This is a genomic window from Chryseobacterium sp. BGA-UO-ETr-SB22 (genome assembly GCF_059567885.1).
On the sequence record NZ_JCAQOV010000001.1, the window covers coordinates 161,137 to 179,868 of the forward strand.

The 18,732-nt window shown below is 37.3% G+C and carries 17 protein-coding genes; 3 read left to right on the forward strand and 14 right to left on the reverse strand.

Annotated elements, in window-relative coordinates; translation table 11 throughout:
- Nucleotides 1-34 precede the first annotated feature (34 nt).
- Both AC57AW_RS00725 and AC57AW_RS00730 read right to left on the reverse strand, forming a co-directional pair.
- A complete protein-coding gene (locus AC57AW_RS00725; RefSeq protein ID WP_318848449.1) occupies nt 35-346 on the reverse strand; it encodes a hypothetical protein in 312 nt (103 codons plus the stop codon).
- Between the two features lie 87 nt (nt 347-433).
- Nucleotides 434-1,240: a M48 family metallopeptidase gene (locus AC57AW_RS00730; RefSeq protein WP_047381756.1), complete on the reverse strand. Its 807-nt coding sequence runs from the start codon at nt 1,238-1,240 to the stop codon at nt 434-436.
- A 105-nt stretch (nt 1,241-1,345) separates the two neighbouring features.
- On the opposite strand from AC57AW_RS00730, the gene AC57AW_RS00735 reads away from it, so the two are divergent.
- Nucleotides 1,346-1,894 carry a DUF4251 domain-containing protein gene (locus AC57AW_RS00735; protein ID WP_496350467.1) on the forward strand — a complete coding sequence of 183 codons (549 nt, stop codon included), beginning with the start codon at nt 1,346-1,348 and terminating at the stop codon, nt 1,892-1,894.
- Here AC57AW_RS00735 and meaB read toward each other — a convergent pair.
- The gene (meaB, locus tag AC57AW_RS00740; RefSeq protein ID WP_496350468.1) at nt 1,891-2,883 is read right to left on the reverse strand and encodes a methylmalonyl Co-A mutase-associated GTPase MeaB; all 993 of its coding nucleotides are present in this window, start codon (nt 2,881-2,883) and stop codon (nt 1,891-1,893) included. The two genes, AC57AW_RS00735 and meaB, sit on opposite strands and share 4 nt — an antisense overlap.
- Before the next feature lie 198 nt (nt 2,884-3,081).
- On the opposite strand from meaB, the gene AC57AW_RS00745 reads away from it, so the two are divergent.
- Both AC57AW_RS00745 and AC57AW_RS00750 read left to right on the forward strand, forming a co-directional pair.
- Nucleotides 3,082-3,375 carry a c-type cytochrome gene (locus AC57AW_RS00745; RefSeq protein ID WP_496350469.1) on the forward strand — a complete coding sequence of 98 codons (294 nt, stop codon included), beginning with the start codon at nt 3,082-3,084 and terminating at the stop codon, nt 3,373-3,375.
- Nucleotides 3,376-3,395: 20 nt separating this feature from the next.
- Nucleotides 3,396-3,683: a cytochrome C gene (locus tag AC57AW_RS00750; RefSeq protein ID WP_318848454.1), complete on the forward strand. Its 288-nt coding sequence runs from the start codon at nt 3,396-3,398 to the stop codon at nt 3,681-3,683.
- Nucleotides 3,684-3,728: 45 nt separating this feature from the next.
- On the opposite strand, the gene AC57AW_RS00755 is transcribed toward AC57AW_RS00750, so the two are convergent.
- The 11 genes from AC57AW_RS00755 to prfA all read right to left on the reverse strand — a co-directional run bounded on the left by AC57AW_RS00755 (nt 3,729) and on the right by prfA (nt 18,588).
- Nucleotides 3,729-4,235, reverse strand: a complete 507-nt coding sequence (locus tag AC57AW_RS00755; RefSeq protein ID WP_496350470.1) for a tetratricopeptide repeat protein — start codon at nt 4,233-4,235, stop codon at nt 3,729-3,731.
- On the reverse strand, nt 4,222-4,920 hold the full coding sequence (gene prfH, locus AC57AW_RS00760; RefSeq protein WP_496350471.1) for a peptide chain release factor H: 699 nt from the start codon (nt 4,918-4,920) through the stop codon (nt 4,222-4,224). The genes AC57AW_RS00755 and prfH overlap by 14 nt, the downstream gene beginning before the upstream one ends.
- Nucleotides 4,921-4,923: 3 nt before the next feature.
- Nucleotides 4,924-5,469: a nucleotidyltransferase family protein gene (locus AC57AW_RS00765; RefSeq protein WP_496350472.1), complete on the reverse strand. Its 546-nt coding sequence runs from the start codon at nt 5,467-5,469 to the stop codon at nt 4,924-4,926.
- Nucleotides 5,470-5,543: 74 nt separating this feature from the next.
- Nucleotides 5,544-6,935, reverse strand: coding sequence for an RtcB family protein (locus tag AC57AW_RS00770; RefSeq protein WP_496350473.1), 1,392 nt, complete (start codon nt 6,933-6,935; stop codon nt 5,544-5,546).
- Nucleotides 6,936-6,962: 27 nt separating this feature from the next.
- Nucleotides 6,963-7,697: a hypothetical protein gene (locus AC57AW_RS00775; RefSeq protein WP_496350474.1), complete on the reverse strand. Its 735-nt coding sequence runs from the start codon at nt 7,695-7,697 to the stop codon at nt 6,963-6,965.
- A gap of 409 nt (nt 7,698-8,106) precedes the next feature.
- On the reverse strand, nt 8,107-9,093 hold the full coding sequence (locus tag AC57AW_RS00780) for a M28 family peptidase (RefSeq protein ID WP_496350475.1): 987 nt from the start codon (nt 9,091-9,093) through the stop codon (nt 8,107-8,109).
- A 42-nt stretch (nt 9,094-9,135) separates the two neighbouring features.
- The gene (scpA, locus tag AC57AW_RS00785; RefSeq protein ID WP_496350476.1) at nt 9,136-11,256 is read right to left on the reverse strand and encodes a methylmalonyl-CoA mutase; all 2,121 of its coding nucleotides are present in this window, start codon (nt 11,254-11,256) and stop codon (nt 9,136-9,138) included.
- A 138-nt stretch (nt 11,257-11,394) separates the two neighbouring features.
- Nucleotides 11,395-14,409 carry a reprolysin-like metallopeptidase gene (locus AC57AW_RS00790; protein ID WP_496350477.1) on the reverse strand — a complete coding sequence of 1,005 codons (3,015 nt, stop codon included), beginning with the start codon at nt 14,407-14,409 and terminating at the stop codon, nt 11,395-11,397.
- 136 nt (nt 14,410-14,545) lie between these two features.
- Nucleotides 14,546-16,582, reverse strand: coding sequence for a prolyl oligopeptidase family serine peptidase (locus AC57AW_RS00795; RefSeq protein ID WP_496350537.1), 2,037 nt, complete (start codon nt 16,580-16,582; stop codon nt 14,546-14,548).
- A 162-nt stretch (nt 16,583-16,744) separates the two neighbouring features.
- Nucleotides 16,745-17,422 carry a hypothetical protein gene (locus AC57AW_RS00800; protein ID WP_496350478.1) on the reverse strand — a complete coding sequence of 226 codons (678 nt, stop codon included), beginning with the start codon at nt 17,420-17,422 and terminating at the stop codon, nt 16,745-16,747.
- A gap of 80 nt (nt 17,423-17,502) precedes the next feature.
- Nucleotides 17,503-18,588, reverse strand: a complete 1,086-nt coding sequence (gene prfA / locus AC57AW_RS00805) for a peptide chain release factor 1 (RefSeq protein ID WP_318848464.1) — start codon at nt 18,586-18,588, stop codon at nt 17,503-17,505.
- Between the last annotated feature and the right edge of the window lie 144 nt (nt 18,589-18,732).

The window sequence follows — 18,732 nt, forward strand, 5'->3', positions numbered from 1 at the left end:
CAGATATCAAAATAATAAATAAAAACCCTCAAATTTAAATTTGAGGGTTTTTATTTTGATCTTCAAGTTCAGCCTGGCGCTTTGCAATGTCTGCAGCCTGTTTTTCAAGCTCTTCTTTGTCTTTCTGCAGCTGTTTGAATTCTTTTTTCTTCTGGTCCGCTTTTATAGCGCTTCCTTTGCTTACATACCCTACCATTCCTCCAATGATAAGCCCTATCCCCACTCCTGCCATGATTCCCATAATATGGGAAATTTTTATTTGTTCTACAGCAAAGTCAGTAGTTAAATAAAAAAGCAATGCAGAAACAGCTAAAAGTATAAGTCCGGTAATTGATAAACTCTTCATAATATTGTGTTTAGGTGGTTACATAAAAAAGGCCTTATCAAATTTACTAAAAATTTAATAAGGCCTTATACAAGATTAAAATTCTAATTATATTTTTCCTCCCGCAGCCTTATAATATTCTAAAGCTTTCGGAAGATCTTTATTGATATCTGAAATTCTTGTTTCCGGATTCGGGTGGGTAGATAAGAATTCAGGTTGTCTTGCTCCTGTAGATGCCGCTTCCATTCTGTTCCAGAAAGGAATTGCTGCTCTTGGATCATATCCTGCCATAGACATCAGGTAAAGCCCCATCTCATCCGCTTCAGATTCCTGACCTCTTCCGTATTTCAATAAAGCCACTTGTGAACCAATAGGATATACCTTCTGGAAAACACTTGCCCATTGTGAATTTGAGATTGTTCCTCCCAGGATAGCACCTCCGTACTGGGCAACCATTGCCTGAGAAATTCTTTCGTTTCCGTGGCCTGCCAGTGCGTGAGAAACCTCATGTCCCAGTACTACGGCAAGTCCGTTATCGTCTTTTGTTACTGGTAATATTCCGGTATAAACTGCTACTTTACCACCAGGCATACACCAGGCATTCAGCTCACTGCTTTGCAGAAGATTAAATTCCCAGCTGTAGCTGGCAAGATCTGCTGATCTTCCTATACTCTGATAGTATCTTTCTGCTGCACTTTTAATTCTGTTTCCTACATTTACCACTCTCTTTGCATCTGCCGTACCGGTAATCACTTTACCTTTAGACAATGTCGTCTTGTATTCCTGCGAAGACATTGTTAAAATTTCTGAGTTGTTGGCCAGCTGTAAAGATGATCTTCCTGTAATTGGGTTTGTAGTACAGGCAACAGCCGACAGAGCAATAGCTCCCATTCCTAATAGATGTGTAACTTTCATAGTTTGAGTGTTAATAATTCAACCTTAACAATTTTTATTCCAAAATATTTGAGAAAGAATATATTTGCATACATTTTGCTGTTTAAATTTAATAATTATCTCATTATGAAAAAGTATATTTCTTTACTGATGATTTTTGGATTCCTGTTCTTATTTCAGAGCTGTGCATCACAAGGCTCATTAGATTCGAAAACCGTGGACAATCTGGTAAATTCCCAAGAGTTTACTTTCTATGCACAAAGAGCCAATCCTACGAATTATGACGTAATTAATGTCATGAATTCTATGCCGAATGCTACTGCAACAAGAATACTGAACCTGAACGGAGATTATACCATTGATGTGAGTAAAAATACGCTGGATGTAGTGCTGCCTTATTTCGGAAGACTGTTCAACCCAACCTATGGAAATACAAGCGATAATGGCTACAGATTCACCTCAAAAGATTTTACAGTAACTAAAACTCAGAATAAAAAGGGAAAATGGACTTTAAAGTTCAAGCCTAATGATGTAAGAACCGTTGATGAAATGAATATTGAGATCTTTAAAAACGGTAAAGCTTTCGTTTCTATGAGAAGTAATGACAGACAGCCGATTAGCTATGACGGCTATATCTCTAAAACTGAGGTAAAACAGGAAAAAGAGAAACCTTAATCCCTGTTTTCTTTCGATAAAAATTTTTCAACAAATAATTTTGCTTCAGTACTTGGATTGGAAACCATAGCTGAAGCATTTTTTTTGTGCATATGATAAGCTTCTTCCACGGCATTGCTCTTCTTCATCAGGGATAAAATATATTCCTGAACCCAATATTCAAATCTCTTTTCCGCCTGCTGAACACGAATTTCTTCAAAACGTCCGGCTTTCTTTTTCAGATTAATAAATTCAAAGATTGTATCATAAACATCCTGCAATCCTTCATTGTACAATGCAGAACCTAATAAAACAGGAATTTTCCAGCCTTTTTCTTTAGGTGGAATAAAATCCAGGGCTCTTTTTAATTCCAGTCTTGTATTTTTTGCTTTCTGGAGATTATCCTGATCTACTTTATTGATAAAAATAAGGTCTACCATTTCCATGATACCACGCTTTATCCCCTGAAGCTCGTCTCCGCCCCCAATGATTTTAAGGAATAAAAAAACATCAGTAATATCAGCAACAAGGACCTCCGACTGCCCTACTCCTACTGTTTCTATTAAAATATAATCATATCCTGCAGCTTCACAGATCATCATCGTTTCAAAAGTAGTATTGGCGACTCCACCCAGAAAACCTGAGCTTGGAGAAGGACGTATGAAAGCATTTTCTTCTTTGGAAAGCTCTTCCATTCTTGTTTTATCGCCTAAAATGCTTCCTTTATTGATTGCTGAACTCGGGTCAATAGCCAGGACTGCCACTTTTTTACCCTGAGCAATCACCAATCGGCCAAAGTTTTCTATAAAAGTAGATTTTCCTACACCGGGAACTCCTGTTACTCCTACCCTCACAGAGTTTCCGGTAAATGGCATAATCTTCTTCAAAAGTTCTTCTGCCTGTACCCTGTGCTCTGCTTTTTTACTTTCAACCAATGTAATAGCTTTTGCAATCAGGCGTTTGTTTCCTGACTGTATTCCGTCTATTAGCTCTTCTGTAGAAAATTTCATTGACTCAAAATTAATAATTAAAATGGGAATGATCAATAGCCGGCTCATAATGATGAGATAAAAGGCTTAAATTATCTTCACTGGGAATTACCGATTTTTCTTAAATTCAATTTTTATTTCTTCTAAATTAAAACTACAACACCCTGTATCAAGGGCTTAAGGAATTTATTACATTTGTTATATATCAAAAGAAGAAACATGAAAAGAATCATCGCTGCGGCATCGTTTACTGCTATATTGCTGGTTTCCTGTACGCCGAAAGCTGCTACATCCACTGCTACTGCAGGAACGTCTACGTCTACTGCAGAACAGATTGCCCAAGGGAAAACCATTTTTGAAAACTCTTGTGGAAGATGTCATAAGTTACCTGATCCTGCTTCACACAATCCTGTACAATGGGTAGGAATCATGAATTCTATGGCTCCAAAGGCAAAATTAACGGATGAACAGCACCAATGGGTTTATGATTATATTGTTTCTGTGAAGAAGTAATCATCAAAATAAAAATAGGTATGAAAAAACTCATCTTAACCGGTATCGCAGCATCAGTATTTCTGGTATCCTGCGGACCAAAAAGTGTGGCTGTAACAGGGCCAAAGTATACCTCATCTGAGCAATTGGCGCAAGGGAAAACCGTTTTCGAAAATTCCTGTGCAAAATGTCATAAACTGCCAGAACCAACGAAGCATGACGACAAGGGATGGATCAACACGTTAAGCAGAATGGCTCCCAAAGCTAAGCTGACTGATGACCAACATCAAATGGTGTATGATTATCTGATCTCTGTCAATAAAAAATAAGCTTTCAATTGAAAGCTTATTTTTTGTTATGGTTTTGAAAACAGATTATTCTGTCTTTTTTACGGTTCTTGTTCTGGTTACCTTTCCTTTAACCAGCTTTTCTCTGTCTTCAATTATTTCAAGTGCTGCCCGGCTGTAAGCAAATTTTTTAGCTTCTTTAAGGGTTCCTAAAGCCTGTTTATATTCAAAGTTTCTTTCCTGCAGAAGAGAAAGACAGTTCAGAATTTCCGATTTGTCAATTCCTTTTAGCTTTATAGCAAATGTTATCAATTTTTCTGCTTCCTTATAATCTTCATTATTCAAAAGACATTCGATGTAATATTTGGGAGTATTGATATTTCCGATGTTACTCTGCATGGCTTCATCAAAGTATTTCTTTGCCGTTTCATAATCTTTCAGTTCTTCGGAATATACTCTTCCCATCAGACAAAGACTATCTGCATCTTCAGGTTCGTAAGAAAGGGCATAGTTCAGCGCATCCATACATTCGGAAAGATTGAATGGAAAATAGTCTAACGCTTCAAAATAATATTTACTTTTAGTTAAGGTCATTTTTGTAGTTTTTAAGGTCATTTTTCAAGACATTTCTCTGTTTTTTGAATGTCTTGTCTTCGTAATTCTTTTTAAAATCAGTTCCTGAAAATGTACGCACCGGATTTCCACGTTCTACCTGCATTTGGAGAGACCACGTTTCTTTCAGCTTTCTTTCCAGCCGCTGAATATAAACCGCCATTACCTTTTCTTTTAATCTGATAACAGAAAGTTTTTTATTCTCTAATTGTGAACGTGAGTCCTGTACAAAAACAGTTTCTTTAGTAGGGATATGAGTAGCACGCACAGCTGTATTCACTTTGTTAACATTCTGCCCGCCACTTCCCTGGCTTCTCGCTGTCTGAAACCGGATATCTTTTTCGTTGAAATCAATTATTTTTACATCTTCCAATTCGAAGATTCCGATAAACCAATTGCTTCTTTTGTGCAGTTTTCTGAAAGTACTTTTTCCTATCCAGCAAACAGTTCCCAGCCAGCTTTTAAGAAACAGGCTTACCTCTTTTCCTTTTAAAAGTAGGGTTACTGATTTCAGTGTCAGATTTTCATCACCGTTCTCACGATGTATGATTTCGTATTCTATTGTATTTTGTTTGGCCTCTTCAAGAAATGTTTTCAGAACCTTTGCGGCTACCCACTGGCATTCTAAAGGTCCTCTTCCTGAAGAGATTTGTATTAATTTTTCCATTTTTTACGTCGGCATTTTGCTTAATAAGGAATGTCCTACCGGATCTATTCCCTTTTGTAATAAATCTTTTGCAGCCATCACTGCCCAGCATTTGTCACTGGAATGAATATTTCTGTAAAATGAAAGTAAAACATCAGGCTTCACAACGGTAAAGCCATCCGTTTCAATAGTTTCAAGATCATCTTTTTCAAAAAAATCTATGGTAATTCTATGGAACTTATCATTTTCCAATTCTACCGTTTTCTCGTACCTGCGAAAATTTTCCTCACTCGGCAGATGATCATATCGGGTCCAGACTTTCTGAAATCCTTCCTGCTGAAGAATGATAGCCACGTCTGCTACATTTTCCTTTTTTACAAAAACATCAATATCTTTATGGTCGTGAGCATGCTTGTATTCTGTATGTCCTGTTTCAGACATAAAATGCCATGCCCAGCCTCCCGATATAATAATTTTATCTTTTAATCTATTTAAAATTTCGAGCCCCAACCGGATTCTGAATTCCGGCCAGACTTCACCGTATCTTTTTATGTTATGTGGTGCTCCCATTTTTTGTTTTTTAATTGAACATTTTAAACCTTACAGGCTATTGAAGCCTATAAGGTTATAAAGTATTACATTGATTATCTGTCCATCCTCACAATTCTCGGCTGGAATGTCCCCAGAATATCTACCAGTTCACTCTGCGCATTCATCACTTCATTGATGTCTTTGTAGGCCATAGGTGCTTCTTCAGCATTTCCGCCCATCAGGGTGACATTTTTTAATTTCAGTTCTTTTTTGATATCATGCTGAGTGAAAAGGGCTCTGCATTCTCCTCTTGAGTGCGCTCTTCCGGCTCCGTGAGATGCAGAGTTCAGTGCTTCCGGATTTCCTTTACCACGAACGATGAATCCTTTGGCTGTCATAGATCCCGGAATCATTCCCAGTTCATTTTCATTGGCAGGTGTTGCTCCTTTGCGGTGAACAATCACTTCTTTGCCGTTATGGATTTCTTTCCATGCAAAGTTGTGATGGTTCTCAATTCTGGCTTTTACTCTTCCACCAACGGCTTTTACCAGCCTCCTGTGAATATCATCATGACAGGCTGAGGCATAATCTCCTGCGAGATTCATTGCAGTCCAATATTCCAGTCCAAGATGTGTACTGAGATCCAGCCAGGCGAAGTTTTGGGCTTCTTTTGGTAATGGACACTGTTCTGTCGCTACTCTTGAGTAATATTGAGCGATTTCTGCTCCGAGACCTCTTGAGCCACTGTGAGAAAGGATTCCCAGATATTTTCCTTTTGGCAGACCAATCTGCTCGTCTTCTTCGGTGAGTTCTACTTCTCCGAATTCAACAAAGTGATTTCCTCCGCCTGAAGATCCCATCTGTTTGATAGCTTTTCCTTTTAATCTCCTTAAAATAGGGATCATATCGAATGTATCCCTGTCGAAGATCTCGTGATCAATATGAGATTTGTGCGTCTCATACATCCCGAATTTTGTATGTTCGGCAAGAGCTTTTTCATATTTATCTCTTGCTCCTTCAAGATATGAAACCGGTGTATCCAAAATACTGAGGCTCATTCTGCAGCCAATATCCATTCCTACACCATAAGGGATTACCGCATTTTCCACGGCAAGAACTCCGCCTATTGGAAGTCCATAACCACTGTGGGCATCGGGCATTAACGCACCCTGAGTAGCAATAGGCAGTTTCAAAGCTGTATATAACTGATTTTTTGCCTCTTCAGAGATATTGTTACCAAAAATCTGAAATGAAGCACGCTGTGAATTCAGCATCCGTTTTTCCGTTTTTCTGGATGAAAGCAGGGTTTCTGCAATTTGTCCGAAAGTCAGATCTTTTTCAAATTCTACCGGATTCAGCAGGATTTCCTTTAAAAGAGCTTTTACATGGTGAATATTCTTCGTTGCAAAATTTCTTTTCATAACTTCCAATGCTACGTTTACGCTTTGGTTATTGGGATAGCCCAGTTTTAATATATCTTTTCCTTTTAGTTTTAAATTTCCCATTGTTTTTGTTTTAAATAACAGTTGGACTCATAAGTCCTGTAAGTTTTCTGCAATCTCTGTTGCAGACATTGTGCAGGTAATATATTTCCTGCTTTTGATAAGTTGTCTTTGATACCTCTCTTTCCATGGATTTGGTTTATATAAATTAATTTTATACATAATCCCTATCACCTTATACCGTTCCAAATAGGAATCCAGCGCTGCATTTTCTTTTTCCAGCTCCAGATCCAAGGGTTTGTAATGGGTAATCATGTTGGGTTTTACCCTCAGCGTAAATCTCCATGGTTCAGTAAATTGGTAGTACGTCTCGAATATCTTACGGACAGGACAGTAGTCTTCTTTCTTTTCAAAGTATTGTCTTTCTCTATCGGTAAGTTCTAATTTTGGATAATTCCAGGAATATGAAGTAATATACCTGAGCTTCTGCTCTCTTTCTACATATATCTTTCTTCCGAATTTTCTTTTCTTTTTTAGAAATTTTCGGTTATCAGAATACATATAGGTATTTATCTTCTTTAAAATTCCTTCGAAAAAATCTCCATCCTTTGATTCTTTTACTTCATCTCTTACTACAAAGAATCTTATAAATCCTTTTTGATAGGGTTTATCTAATGGAATCAGCGGAAGATTTCTTCTTATTTTCCAAAGTTCTCTACTACGTTTGTATTTTGTTCTTATCTGCTTTTCTACATCTTTTCTAATTGTTCTTTTTCTGCTTCTTACGCTTCTCAGGCGGGAAAACAGAAGGTTATCATTTTCCATTGTTAACACAAGTTGGATGTGAGATACCAGAAATTGGTTTATTTTATCTCACATAACTTTTAATCAACTAAAATAATAGTTGAATGGATTAATAATAGACAGAAACAGTGCTGAGGGATATACCTCATCCTATTTTGTCCTTAATGACACTAAAAAAAATTTCGGGTAAACTTGGGAGTTTGAAATATTGCGCAATAAAAAACCCGAAATCTCTGCGACTTCGGGTTTTGATATTGTATTGTACTATTATTCTAAGAATGTACCAAACCGCGAAGCCTTACCACCATAAGGGGTAATCCAACTGTAGAATTCTGTTTTGTTCTGAACATTGCTTCGTCGTTTTTTAATTGGTTAAACTTGATTTTCAGGTGCAAATATATAAATTTTTCTGATAATCAAAATATTTTTTTCACTTAAGGTGAATAATACTGAGAAAAATGGCATCAATCACTTTGGTCATTCGCTTGGTATCTAACGTTTCCAAAGTATCGGTAGTTTCGTGATAATTTTTATTTCTAAAGAAAGAGGTGTCGGTGATCATGAGTGCCGGGAAATCAAAATTCCAATAATTCAGATGGTCAGAATAGTCTATCCCTGCTACAAATTTCGGCGCTGAGAAGGTTTCTGTTTTGATCTGTCCTGAATCTTTGAAATTTCCTATAAAGTTTCTTACAAAAGGACCTGCTCCACTCATCTTTTTAACCAAAGTAATGAAATCTCCTTTATCACCATATATCCAGGAAAGAGCACCCAAAGGAAAGCTCTGAGAACCTTTTTCATCTTTAAAATAGCCAATCATTTCTACACTTGCCATTCCATAGACATCAATTTTGTTATCTTTCAGGTATTTTGCATGAATATAGCTGCCCATATTTTCAGTTCTGAAATAAGGAGGTTCTTCTAATGTGTAGGCAACAAGATCTATTCTGTAGTTCAGCTTTTGTCCTTTAAGCATTCTTGCCAGCTCCAAAAGGGCTGTAACTCCGGTAGCATTGTCATCTGCACCCTGCTGGTCACCGCAAACGTCGTAATGAGCTCCAATGATGATCCGTTTCTTGTTTTCTGTTCCAAAAGAAGTCATTACGTTCTTATAGATTTTCCCATCCACTTTATATTCCTGGTAAACGGTGCTGTCACCATAGGTGTTGAAAGTCTGATGGATATAGTCTGCAACCGCATTCAGCTGTTCTATATTTTTATGATTTCTAAATTGTGGGGTTTGGGTAAGTGCTGCCAAATGCTTTTTAACCAAAGAAGTATCTGCAGTAATCTTCGAGCTTCGTATAGATACATGTTTCTTCCCTGAAGCTAACAGAAAAACACCAGCGATAATAAATAAGCCTACAAGAAGAAACAGTTTTCTCTTTGTAGGCTTTATTATATTTTTCAGATTCATAGGTTGCGTTTTAATTTCAAATTGAAATTAAAGCTTTTCTGTTTATTTTTCTAAAAATCTCTCTAAAATTTCTACTGCACATTTCGGAAGGTTAGTCCCAGGGCCGAAAATAAAGTCTGCACCGTTGGCATAAAGGAATTCATAATCCTGCTGAGGAATTACTCCGCCTACTACAATGGTGATATCATCTGCTCCCAGTTTGGATAATTCTTCCACTACCTGAGGAACTAATGTTTTGTGTCCTGCAGCCAATGAAGAAACTCCTAAAATGTGAATATCATTTTCCACGGCTTGTTTAGCTACTTCTTCCGGTGTCTGGAACAACGGAGCAACGTCTACGTCAAATCCCATATCGGCAAATGCTGTTGCTACTACTTTTGCTCCTCTGTCATGACCATCCTGCCCCATTTTAGCTACCATCAATCTTGGGCGGCGTCCTTCTTCCTCTTCAAATTTCTGAGTCAGATTAAGGGCTTTTTCAAAGTATTCGTTTTTACCGGCATTCATTGCGTATACACCAGAGATTGTTTTAATATTTGCTTTATATCTTCCAAAGGTTTCTTCCATGGCATCGCTCATTTCACCAAGGGTAACTCTTCTTTTCGCAGCTTCGATACATAATGCGAGAAGGTTTCCTTTTCCTGTTTTAGCACTTTCACGGATCTCATTCAGGATCTGTTCTACAGCATCAGCATTTCTCTCTGTTTTGATTGTATTTAATCTCTCTATCTGCTTTCTGCGAACTTCTGTATTATCAATGTCCAAGATTTCTATCTGATCCTGTTTTAATGAAGATTTGAATGAATTAACTCCAATAATGAATTCTTCTCCACTGTCGATTTTAGCTTGTTTTTTAGCGGCAGCTTCTTCAATTCTCATTTTTGGAATTCCGGCTTCGATAGCTTTAGTCATTCCTCCTTCCTGCTCTACCTCATTGATGTACCTCATCGCTTCTTCGATCATTTGCTGAGTAAGGCTTTCCACAAGGTTACTTCCTCCCATTGGATCTACCACATCACATATTCCGCTTTCCTGCTGAAGAATGATCTGAGTATTTCTTGCAATTTTTGCTGAATAGTCTGTAGGAAGAGCAATGGCTTCATCCAGTGCATTGGTATGAAGAGATTGTGTTCCTCCTAAAGCCGAAGACAAAGCTTCAATGGCTGTTCTTGTAATATTATTGAAAGGTTCCTGCTCTGTCAGAGACCATCCGGACGTCTGGGAGTGGGTTCTCAATGCCAGAGACTTTGGATTCTGAGGATTAAACTGTTTTAAAAGGGTTGCCCAGATATATCTTGCAGCACGCATTTTAGCAATTTCCATGAAATGATTCATCCCGATTGCCCAGAAGAAAGATAATCTTGGGGCAAAATCGTCTACATTCATTCCTGCTTTAATTCCTGTTCTTACGTATTCAAGACCATCTGCCAATGTGTAAGCCATTTCAAGAACCGGTGTAGCACCTGCTTCCTGCATGTGGTATCCGGAAATAGAAATAGAGTTGAATTTTGGAATGTTTTGCGAAGTATATTCAAAAATATCTGCGATGATTTTCATTGAAGGCGCAGGCGGATAAATGTAAGTATTTCTTACCATGAATTCTTTCAAAATATCATTCTGAATAGTCCCTGATAATAACTCCTGCTTTACACCCTGCTCTTCTGCTGCAACGATATAGAAAGACAAAATAGGAAGTACCGCCCCATTCATGGTCATGGATACTGAAATCTGATCCAATGGAATCTCATTGAAAAGTATTTTCATGTCTTCCACAGAATCGATGGCAACTCCTGCTTTTCCTACGTCTCCTACTACTCTTGAGTGATCTGAATCATACCCTCTGTGAGTTGCCAGGTCAAATGCTACAGAAAGACCTTTCTGACCTGCAGCAAGATTTCTTCTGTAAAAAGCATTGGATTCCTCTGCAGTAGAAAATCCTGCATACTGACGAACCGTCCATGGTTTTTGAACATACATCGTGGAATACGGTCCTCTCAGATAGGGTGCAATTCCTGGAGAAGTCTGCGTTAATGATTCATCTTTTACATCTTTTTTATCATAGGATGATTTAAGTTCAAGCCCGTCTTTTTCAAAATTGTAAATCTCTCTTTCCTGAGGTAATACATTAAAATCCGGTTTTTTCACAGAAATTGTCTTTCGCATTCCAATTATTTTTGTCCCCGTAAAGTTAATTTTTTTGAACGAAACATGAAACTTCTGTTAACGTTCTGTTTTTCTATATTTTAACTAAAGAAAAAGGCCGGACAAATGCCCGGCCTTTCGTATTGTTATATCGTCTGCTTATTTTTTGATAAGCTTCGTATTGTAAGTATTTTTGTCATCTTTTATGGTGATCACATACATACCTTTGATTAATGAAGCGACATTAATTCTTTGTCCATCAATCTGGCCTTCCTGAGCTAATCTTCCGTCAGCAGTGTAGATTTTGTAATCTGCCTTACCTTTAAGGTTTTTAACTTCTACGAAAGTATCTGCAGGGTTCGGATAAATTGAAATTTCAGATGATTTAACGTCTTTTGTTTCATTTACCGCAAGAGTTTCTGTAATTTTTACAGAGAAATCTTTGAATGAACCTTGTGAAATAACTCCACCTCCCTGTACTGGAACTGATGGGCTACCACATGGCCCTGTAGCTGCATTAAAGAACGTATTTGCCACTCTCATTCTTAGGAGTTTATCTCCTGCATATGCAGTAGCTGGTACAGTGAATACCATTGTCCCTGTATATTGTCCATTTGCAGGAGGAACAGTTGTTTTAGTACCTATTTTCTCTGAAGCTTCAAAAACTCCGTTTCTGTTAAAGTCAATCCAAACTTCCATTTTGTCATTATAACCTGCTGTGTTACCAACATTGAAATATGACAGCGTATATTGTGTGCCCTTGGTTAAATTAATCTGTTTAGTTGCATCTTCAGTAAAATCCTGATAAGTACTGAAAATAGTTTTATAGGTTAATTGAGAATACGCTAAGTTCGCTAAATTTAATTGAGCTAAACCACTGTTAAAGCTAAAGCTTGCAAAGCTGTTTCCACCTGTTGTCATTAAACAATAGTCTGAACCAGTTCTCAATCCTTTTGTTTTGAAAGCATAAGTAGAAGAGAACGTTCCAGGAACTGTATTCACTACTGCAGCCACCTGAACTTCATAATTAGTCTCATCTTCAAGAGAGCTCAATGATACAAAATTAGTAGCACTGGTAGTATTTGTCCAGTTAGTCTCTCCCAGTTTTCTATATTTAATAGCATATGTAGCACCTGGTACACTATTCCATCCAATAGTACCAGATGTTTTCAAAATCCCTGCAGCTATTGAGCCTACCCCTGTTGGAGCATCTGTAGTTGATGTAGGAGCAGTTCCAACTATAACCTTAGGAGATACCGCATAGAATACATTTCCAATGGCAGAAATTCTCAATTTAACAGGACCTGTTAAACCAGAAGGCATTTGAGCTGTATAGCTTCCCGTGTTAGGAGTAGAAGCTACAAGTTCTGTCCATGCTGATCCGTTAACAAGATCTGTTGTATATTCAATTTTTACATTAGTTGCATTATAAGGTGCAGCATTGGTATTGGCTACATCCCATGAAATGGTATTAGTCGCATTATTATATAATGTTGTATTATCAATAAGACCATTAAATTTGAAAGGTCCGTCATTGGTAACAGTTACTGTAGTTTCAGCAGATACCAGCATTGGTTTAGCAGCATTCTCATCTCTAACAGTTACTGCATATTTAAGTACTCTTGGAATATAAGAAACAGTTTCCCATTTAGTTTTATCAGTTAAAGATCCTCCCATTACTACAGGAAGGCTTGGGAAGTATCTTCTTCCACTTGCTGTACCAAAATAAGATCTTGTTAAAGCTCCTTGAGCACTATATCCCCAACCGCTGTCTCCTGAGATTGAGTTGTAAGAATCAACGCTATCATATTGTTCCCAAGTATATTTAATAGGATCAGTATCTGTAGCTGCAGCATCAAGATAATATGCTGTTCCTTTTGGAATACTGTAAGCAGGAAGAGCTGAAATTACCGGAGCGGTATTGGTTGTTATATTTTCTGATGTTCCGCATCCAGGCTTGCTGTCTAAGCTATTAAGAATCTGATTAACGGAAGAATAATGAAAATAAGCATCAGTAAAATCCTGAACATTATCTCCTGTAATTCCGGCATACCCCATAATAGTAGTTCCTCCTCCTGGCTCAATATTTACTCCTGAACCTTCTGAAACATGCGAGAAAGTATGGTTACCTCCCAGCTGATGTCCCATTTCATGAGCAGCATAGTCAATATCAAAAGAATCCCCTACAGGGTTTGTATTCTGTGTAAATGCAGATCCTTTTGCTAATGAAGTAGGTGTGGCAGGATCAACACATGTAGATCCGATAGAACCAGCATTTCCATTACCTCCAGAAGCATTGAAAACATGCCCCATATCGTAATTAGCATTTCCTACCGCACTTGTTAAAGTTTGTTGAAGCTGTAGATTTAAGTTTCCAGTATAAGGATCATTTGCAGGATCTGTATAGATAATATTTTGAAGATCCTGAATAATCAGTTTGATTGCAAAATCTTTCTGGAAAATACCGTTTACACGAGTCATCGTAGCATTCATCTGAGTAACCGTATTGGTTATTCCTCCAGATGGATCAAATTTCTTTGTATATTCTCCTGTTGTTGAAAGCGCTAATCTATACGTTCTGTATTTTGTACTTGCTGGTCTGCTTGTAATTCCTACATTAGAAAGATTCTTCTTTCCAAAAGCTTCTAAAGACTTTATATCTTTTAAGCTTTTTTCTTCTGTAGAACATTCAAAGCCATGATCAGCATCTGTTCTTTTCGTTTTATAAAAAACTCCATACACCTGCTTATCTGTAGTAATAGGTTCTATAAACTGGAATTTTCCGTCTTTGATTATCATTGACTGCATTTCAGTAGGTGCAGTACTGAATCTTACATATTTGCCGGGATCATCTACTCCTACTCCTATATAAGACCCTAACTGATATCTGTCGGCCATAGATTTTTCCATAACAGGATCGCTATATACCGCAAACTTTTCAATCTTTCCTTCTGCTGTAGGTAAAGAAACGATAACAGCCTGAGCCCCTTTCCCTGTTTCTACAGCATCTTTTAAAATATTCCTAAGCGACTGTAAGTCAAATCTGTAAGAATACTGTACTTCTACTTCTTTTCTGATTTGAGACGTTTTTTGTGAGGTTGGCTCCCACCTCTGTGCATTAAAACTGGATAGCCCAGCAGCCAATGCACAAACTAGTAAAATTCTCTTTTTCATAATTACTTAATTAATTTAGAATTAATAAACTTTAAATATCCGCCATAAAAATAAGAATTATAAACATAACAACATAAAAAAAACGGCTTATTTTGTTTAAAATAAGCCGTTTTTTTAAATATTATATTTTTTAGAGTTATTTCTTTATTCCCATCTCAAATAAAGCAAATGATATAAGATCTGCATTTTCACTAATCACCTGATCTGTTGCTCTTCCGGCTCCGTGTCCTGCATTCTTTTCAATTCTCAGCAAAATAGGATTTTTACATGCCTGCTTCTCCTGAAGCTCTGCTCCAAATTTGAATGAGTGTGCCGGAACAACCCTGTCATCATGATCACTGGTGATGATCATTGTGGATGGATAGCAAGTTCCTGCTTTTACATTATGTACAGGAGAATATGATTTAAGATATTCAAACATTTCTTTGCTATCTTCTGCTGTTCCATAATCGTAAGACCAGCCTGCACCTGCTGTAAATTTGTTATACCTCAACATATCCAAAACACCTACTCCCGGGAATGCTACTTTGGCAAGATCCGGTCTCATCGTCATTGTTGCTCCTACCAGTAATCCTCCGTTTGATCTTCCTGAAAGAGCCATGTATTCTTTTGAAGTATATCCTTTGCTTTGAAGATATTCTCCGGCAGCGATAAAGTCTTCAAAAACATTTTTCTTCTGCTGTTTTGTTCCTGCATCATGCCACTTTTTACCATACTCTCCTCCACCACGGATGTTTGGAACAGCATAGATACCTCCATTTTCCATCCAGATTGCATTCACCACAGAGAATGAAGGCTGCAGACTGATGTTGAACCCTCCGTAAGAGTATAGAATAGTAGGATTTTTACCATTAAGCTTAGTTCCTTTCTTATAATTGATCATCATAGGAACTTTTGTACCATCTTTTGAAGTGTAGAAAACCTGTTCTGAAACATAATCATCCGGGTTAAATTTCACTTTTGGCTTTTGATACACATCAGATTTCCCTGAGTCTACATTGAATTTATAAGTAGTTCCCGGTGTAATATAATTGCTGAAAGAAAAATAAACCTCTTTCTCTTTTTCTTTTCCACCGAATCCTGAAATATTTCCTTTACCCGGAAGTGTAATTTCTCTAACCAGTTTTCCTGTTTTATCAAACTGTTTTACCTGATCTATGGCATCAATCATATAGGTTGCAAAGAAATATCCTCCACCTGACGAAATTCCCAATACGTTTTCAGTCTGTGGAATTACATCTTTCCATGTTGCAGGAGCGGGATTACTGATGGTTGTTTTTACAAGACGCATGTTCGGAGCATCTTTATCTGTAAAAATGAAAAGATCATCACCTTGTGTATCTACAATGCTGGCATTGATGTCAAATCCGTTTACAATCTGTACAAAGTCTCCTCCTTTTTGAAGGTCTTTGATGTACAGTTCATTACCATTGGTAGCATTAGCCGCAGAAATAATCAGGTATCTCTGGTCTTCAGAAACTCCGGCTCCTAAATATCTTCTAGGTGTTTTATCTCCTCCGAAGATCAATTGATCCTCAGACTGTTTTGTTCCCAGCTTATGAAAGTATACTTTATGCTTATCTGTCATTCCGGAAAGTACGGTACCTTCCTTAGGTTTGTCGTAGCTTGAATAATAGAATCCTTCGTCTCCCTGCCATGAAATTCCACTGAATTTCACATCCACTAATGTTTCATCAATCTGCTTCTTGGTAGCAGCATCAATGATGATGATTTTGTTCCAGTCACTTCCTCCTTCAGAAATAGAATAGGCAGCAAGGTTTCCTTTTTTATTGAATGAAAGGTTGGAAAGAGATGTCGTTCCTTTTTCTGAAAATTTATTAGGATCTAAAAATACGTCTGTAGCATTGGTCTTATTGTTTGTTCTGTACAAAACAGACTGTGCCTGCAACCCATCATTTTTATAATAATAAGTATACTCTCCCTCTTTGAAAGGGGCTGAAATTTTTTCATAATTCCAGATATCCTTCAATTGGCTTTTAATTTTATCCCTGAACGGAATTTTTGAAAGGTAATTCTGGCTGTACGCCACTTCTTCATCTACCCATTTTTTAGTAGCTTCAGAATCGCTTTCAAGATCTCTGAAAGGATCAGAAACTGCGCTTCCGAAATAGGTGTCTGTCTGGCCTCCTTTTAATGCTTTAGGATAATTCATTTTCTGAGAATAAAAAGATGCTGAAAACAAAACTCCAGCTGTTAACAATATAGGTCTAAAATTCATACTGATCGGTTTTTCTCAAAAATACGCAAAGTATGTGAAATAAAAAAAGTCCCTTTACATTGGGACTTTTTATTCTTTAATGGAGGATTTTTTCAACTATTCATTTGCTCCGAAGCTTTCAAAATAGAAATCGGTAAGATTGGTAACAATCTCATCAGGACTTCCGTTCCAATAGTATATTTTATCGCCTTCTTTAAGTTCATATAGAGTAAAGTTTTGATCCGTGGTTACTGTTTTATCAGCATTTTTAAAATCCTGGGCTGCCTGCACCAAATACTTCTTCAGATCCTCTGCCTTTATTTTATTCAGATCACCTTTTGGTCCGGAAGTCAATTTTGATGGAACCTGGAAGTTCACTGAATAAGATATTTCTGCAATTTTTTGTCCTTCAACGTATTCATTGGGAACAACTTTTACATCTTTAATGGTTAGTTTTCCCGTTTTAAAATTTCCAAACATTGCTGTAAAGTACTCCTCCGCCTCTTTTTTACATGCAGCGGCCGTTGCTTTTGGAAAAGCAGACAGGAAATTCTCCACACTGCCATTCATCATTTCTTCAGAGGTTTCTTTAAAATCTACCTGGTAAGCATTCTGCCCTTCCACTGTCGGTTTTAAGTAATCATTCAGCTTATTCAATGCCGTTTCATCATTATTCACAAAAGTACCAAAGAACAGTTCAAAAGCTTCTTTAGGCTTCTTCACTTCAGTCTGAGCGATAAGTTGCTGCCCCATCATGGTAAGAAGCAGCAAGAAAATAATTTTGTAGTTTTTCATAGTTTATATTTTTATGTTTAGTGATTTGAAAAGATAAAGCCCCTGAAGAATCAGAGGCTTTGTATTTATTTGTTTTAATTTTAATAATTTTCTTCTTCTCCCTTCATTTTCTCTGCATTTTCTGCCATGATTACGGCATCAATCATTTCAGAAATATCCCCGTTCATGTAAGCATCAAGGTTGTACATAGACTTATTGATTCTGTGGTCTGTAACTCTACCTTGCGGGTAATTGTATGTTTTAATTTTTGCAGAACGGTCTCCTGTAGATACCATAGATTTACGTTGTGCTGCAATATCTCCCTGTACTTTCTGCAATTCGATGTCGTAAAGCTTTGTTCTTAGCATTTCCATCGCCAATTCACGGTTAGCCAGCTGAGAACGGGCTTGCTGACATACGACCACCATTCCTGAAGGTTTGTGGGTAAGCTGAACTTTGGTTTCAACCTTGTTTACGTTCTGACCTCCGGCACCTCCTGAACGTGAGGTCTGCATTTCAATATCAGCAGGATTCAGTTCAAAATCTACTTCTTCAGCTTCCGGAAGTACAGCAATGGTAATGGCAGAAGTGTGTACTCTTCCTTGAGATTCTGTTTCAGGGACACGTTGTACACGGTGAACTCCTGATTCAAATTTCATGATTCCATAAACACCTTCTCCTTCCACTTTCATGATCAGTTCCTTGTATCCTTTTGCTGCTTCATTAGAATCTGTCACTTCATGTCTCCAACCTTTTGTTTTAAAGTACATGGTATACATCCTGTAAACGTCTTCCACAAAAATAGCTGCTTCATCACCACCTGTTCCGGCACGTAATTCCACGATGATGTTTTTATCATCTGCAGGATCTTTAGGAATAAGCAATACTTTAAGCTCTTCTTCCAATCCTGGAATTTTAGCCTGAGCCTCTAATTTTTCTTCTTTAGCCAAATCTACAAGGTCTCTGTCTGAACCATCAGCAATAATCTCATCCGATTCTTCAATGGCATCCAAAGCCCCTTTGTATTGATCATAAACCTTTACAATTTTCCCCAAATCACTATATTCTTTGTTTAAAGAAGAATATTTCTTTTGGTCTGAAATGACATCAGGCTGTATAATAAGGTCTGCAACCTCATTATATCTTTGTTTTATAGCTTCTAATTTTGGAATTAATGATTTAGACATTGTAGAAATTTTGTGGGTGCAAAGATAAGGATTATTAATTCAAAATTAAAATTACTGATCAGCATAAATTTTTGAGCATTAGGGATAAAGGGAGCAAAACTGTAAAAAGGTGGATTTACAAATTGCTTATCAGCCATTCTGTAG